Annotated in this window: 3 protein-coding genes; 2 read left to right on the top strand and 1 reads right to left on the bottom strand. The window is 71.8% G+C overall.

Going from position 1 to position 3,940, the window contains the following annotated elements:
- Nucleotides 1-784: MarP family serine protease (locus ACFU99_RS36240; protein WP_384400661.1), on the top strand; the 784-nt coding region annotated here is incomplete at its 5' end.
- A 133-nt stretch (nt 785-917) separates the two neighbouring features.
- Here the strand turns inward: ACFU99_RS36240 and ACFU99_RS36245 are convergent.
- The gene (locus tag ACFU99_RS36245; RefSeq protein ID WP_384400664.1) at nt 918-2,948 is read right to left on the bottom strand and encodes a DHA2 family efflux MFS transporter permease subunit; all 2,031 of its coding nucleotides are present in this window, start codon (nt 2,946-2,948) and stop codon (nt 918-920) included.
- Between the two features lie 283 nt (nt 2,949-3,231).
- Here ACFU99_RS36245 and ACFU99_RS36250 point away from each other — a divergent pair.
- Nucleotides 3,232-3,940, top strand: a 709-nt coding sequence (locus ACFU99_RS36250) for an energy-coupling factor ABC transporter permease (RefSeq protein ID WP_384400667.1), incomplete at its 3' end; no start/stop codon positions are given.

Consider the following 3,940-nt stretch of genomic DNA (forward strand, 5'->3'; position numbering starts at 1 on the left):
GCTCGGCTCGGTACAGAAGGCCATGCCGCAGCAGGCGCCGACGTGGTTCAGCCGGACCACGGACGCGCTGTCCGGGGCCGGGTTCCCGCAGGTCTTCAACCCCTTCGAGAACGAGCCCGCCACCGGCGTCGCCAAGCCGTCCGGCGACGCCGTCACCCCGGCCGCGAGCAATGCCGCGCGGAAGAGCGTGGTCAAGGTCGAGGGCATCGCCGACGTCGACGGCGGGCAGCGCGGTCAGGAAGGCAGCGGCTTCGTCTACGCCGAAGGCCATGTCATGACCAACGCGCACGTGGTGGCCGGGGTGAGCGACCCGACCGTACGGATCGGGGGCGTCGGCCGTACGTACCACGCCAAGGTGGTGGAGTTCGACCCGAAGACGGACGTCGCCGTGCTGGACGTGCCGGGCATGCACGCGCCCGTCCTGCGCTTCGACGAGAGCGCGAGCCGGGGCAAGCCCGCGGTCGTCGCGGGCTTCCCGGAGAACGGCGGGCTCGACCTGCGCGCCGCCACCGTCGCGGGGCAGGTGCGCGCCACCGGGCAGGACATCTACGGCGACGGCGTCACCACGCGCGAGGTGTACCCCGTGCGGTCCACGGTCCGGCCCGGGAACTCGGGCGGGCCGCTGCTGACGACGGACGGGAAGGTGTACGGGGTGGTGTTCGCGCGGTCTACGGCGGATGCGGAGACGGGGTATGTGCTGACGGCGAAGCAGGTGGCTTCCGCGGCCAATGCCGCTGCGCGGGCTTCGGAGCCTGTGGATACGGGGAGCCGGGCGGCTCGCTGACGGGTTAAGGGATTTGTCCTCAAGCGCCGGACGGGCTTGATTGGGCGGGTGTGGATGCTCGGGGGCGCGTTAACGCATTGTCCTCAATCTCCCCCAGCTACCGCTGGGAGGTGCCCCCTGACGGGCTGAATGGCTACACCGCCGTTCGTTCTCGTTGCTGGGTGGCCTCTTCGAGGAGTTTGGCGGCCATGTTGTCGAGGGCTCGGTCGAGGCGGGCCCGGTCTTGGGGGTCGGTGATGTCCCAGTCCTCCAGGTTGGCGTCGAGCCAGGAGCGCCACGCCGCGCCGAGGCGGGCGAGTTCCTCCTCGCCCGCGGTCGTCAGTGAGAGGTGGTCGGCGGAGAGCCGCAGGTAGCCGCCCTGCGCTGTGCGGGCGAAGGCCGGTTCCAGGACTTCCGGCGGCATCCGGTGCGCCGCGGCGATGGAGCTGAGCGTGGCCCCGGCGCCCACCCGTTCGCGCCAGTGCACCTGACCCAGCGTCCACGCCTCCGCGGCGGTGAGCCGGGACCCGGACTCGGCGAGGATCTGGCGGCTCACCGGGCCGCCCTTGGCCTTGCGCATGACGCCGGCCACCGCCCACTCCAGCTGCCGGTCCGCCTCCGCCGACGAGGGGGCGGCGAACCCCTCGCCCATGTCGGACGCCCCGGCCCGCGCGCTGTCGCGCAGCGGCACCTCCTTCAGGAACCACGCGACGACGAAGCCGACGACCGCGACCGGCACCACCCACTGGAACACGTAGTTCACGGTGTCGGCGTAGGCGTCGACGATGGGCCTGGCCTGCGCGGCGGGCAGTTTCGCCAGCCCCTGCGGGCTCTGTACGGCGGAGGCCGGCACGCCGGGCACCCTGGCGAGGGCCGACTCGATATTGGGGCCCAGCCGGTTGCTGTACAGGGTGCCGAAGATGGCGGTGCCGAAGGAACTGCCGAGCGTGCGGAAGAACGTGACGCCGGAGGTCGCCGAGCCCAGTTCGTGGTACGCGACCGTGTTCTGCACCGCGATCGTCAGCACCTGCATGGCCAGGCCGATGCCGAGGCCCAGCACGAACATGTACAGCGACTCCAGCCACGGGCCGGTCGTCCGCCCCATCGTGGACATCAGATACAGGCCGAGCGCCATCACGGCCGTACCGACGATCGGGAAGATCCGGTACCGGCCCGTACGGCTGACGACGAGTCCGGAGAGCATGGACGTGCCGAGCAGCCCGACGACCATCGGCAGCGTCCGCACGCCCGACATCGTGGCCGACACGCCGTCCACGTACTGGAGGTACGTCGGCAGATAGGTCATCGCGCCGAGCATCGCGAAGCCCACGATGAAGCTGAGCACGGAGCAGACGGTGAAGACGGGGTTGCGGAAGAGGTGCATGGGGAGCATGGGCTCCGCCGCCCGCAGCTCCACCAGGACGAACGCGGTGAGCAGCACCGCCGAACCGGCGAACAGCCCGATGACGACGCCCGAGCCCCACGGGTACTCGTTGCCGCCCCACTCCAGCCCCAGCACCAGCCCCGACGCGCCGAGCGCGACCAGGACGATGCCCATGTAGTCGATGAGCGGGCGGACGGCGGAGCGTACGGCCGGGATCGTACGGGCCGCCATCGCGACCATCACGACGGCCACCGGGATGTTGACGTAGAAGCACCAGCGCCAGGTCGCGTGGTCGGTGAAGAGGCCGCCCAGGGTCGGCCCGACGACCGTCGTGACGCCGAAGACCGCGCCGAGCGCGCCCTGGTACTTGCCGCGCTCGCGCAGCGGGATGACGTCCGCGATCAGCGCCATCGCGGTGACCATGAGCCCGCCGCCGCCGATGCCCTGCACCGCGCGGGCGGCCACCAGCATCAGCATGCTGTTGGCCGCGCCCGCCAGGATCGAGCCGCCGACGAAGACGACCGCGCTGAGCTGGAAGACGAGCTTCCGGCCGAACAGGTCGCCGAACTTGCCGACCAGCACCGTCGAGACGGTCTCGGCCAGCAGATACGCCGTCACCACCCAGGCCATGTGCCCGCCGCCGCCCAGGTCGGCGACGATCGTCGGCAGCGCCGTCGAGACGATGGTCTGGTCGAGCGCGGCCAGCAGCATGCCGAGCACGATCGTCACGAACACGAGATTGGTGCGGCGCCGGCTCAGCTCGGGTGGGGCCGCGGGGGCCTGCGCGGTGGCCGTGGTCATGGAGATACCTCCCGCGCCCAGCATTTGGGGTGATCCCGGTGTCCGCCACCCCTGGCGGTGGGCAGAGTGAGCAAGAGGCGTGCATCAGCGTCACTCACGCTCTTGCGAGCCCTTCGCAGACCGGCCCTGTCATCGGGCGATTCCCATGCGGAACGCGGCGCGTTCCGGGCGGGCGGTGCATGGGCCGGTGCCGGTTGAAGTGCCGGCTGAAGGAACAGCGCACTCCGAGCAGCGTACGACTGAGCAGAGCCGGGCCGCGGCCCGGCGGAAGCGGAGTCCCGCCATGCATGTGCCCGACGGATTCATCGACGCACCCGTATCCCTGGCGACCGGCGCCGTCGCCGCCGCGGCCGTCGCGGCCAGCCTGCGCGGCGCCCGCCGCGAACTCGACGAACGCACCGCGCCCCTCGCCGGGCTCGTCGCGGCGTTCATCTTCGCCGTCCAGATGCTCAACTTCCCCGTCGCGGCCGGTACCAGCGGCCATCTGCTGGGCGGCGCGCTGGCCGCGATACTCGTCGGCCCGTACACGGGCGTGCTCTGCATCTCCGTGGTGCTCCTGATGCAGGGCGTGCTCTTCGCCGACGGCGGGCTCACCGCCCTCGGCGTCAACATCACCGACATGGCGCTGACCACGACGGTCGTCGCCTACGCCCTCTTCCGGCTGCTGCTGGCCCTGCTGCCGCGCCGCCGCTCCAGCGTCACCGCCGCGTCCTTCGTGGCGGCCCTGGTCTCCGTGCCCGCCGCGGCCGTCGTCTTCACCGCCCTGTACGCGCTCGGCGGCACCACCGACATCGCCATCGGCAAGGTCTTCACGGCCATGGTCGGCGTCCATGTGCTGATCGGCATCGGGGAGGCGGCGATCACAGCCCTCACGGTGGGCGCGGTCGTCGCGGTCCGGCCCGACCTGGTCCACGGGGCCAGGGGCCTCGCGGCCCGGCTGGACATCCGGCCGTCGGGAGCGGGGGCGGGAGCGGGCGTGTCGCCCGCCGCCG

Source organism: Streptomyces sp. NPDC057654, from assembly GCF_042800135.1.
Classification (GTDB): Bacteria; Actinomycetota; Actinomycetes; order Streptomycetales; family Streptomycetaceae; genus Streptomyces.

Excerpts from the sequence above, each read along its gene's own strand:
- ACFU99_RS36245 (WP_384400664.1), bottom strand. The coding sequence starts at position 2,948 with ATGACCACGGCCACCGCGCAGGCCCCCGCGGCCCCACCCGAGCTGAGC.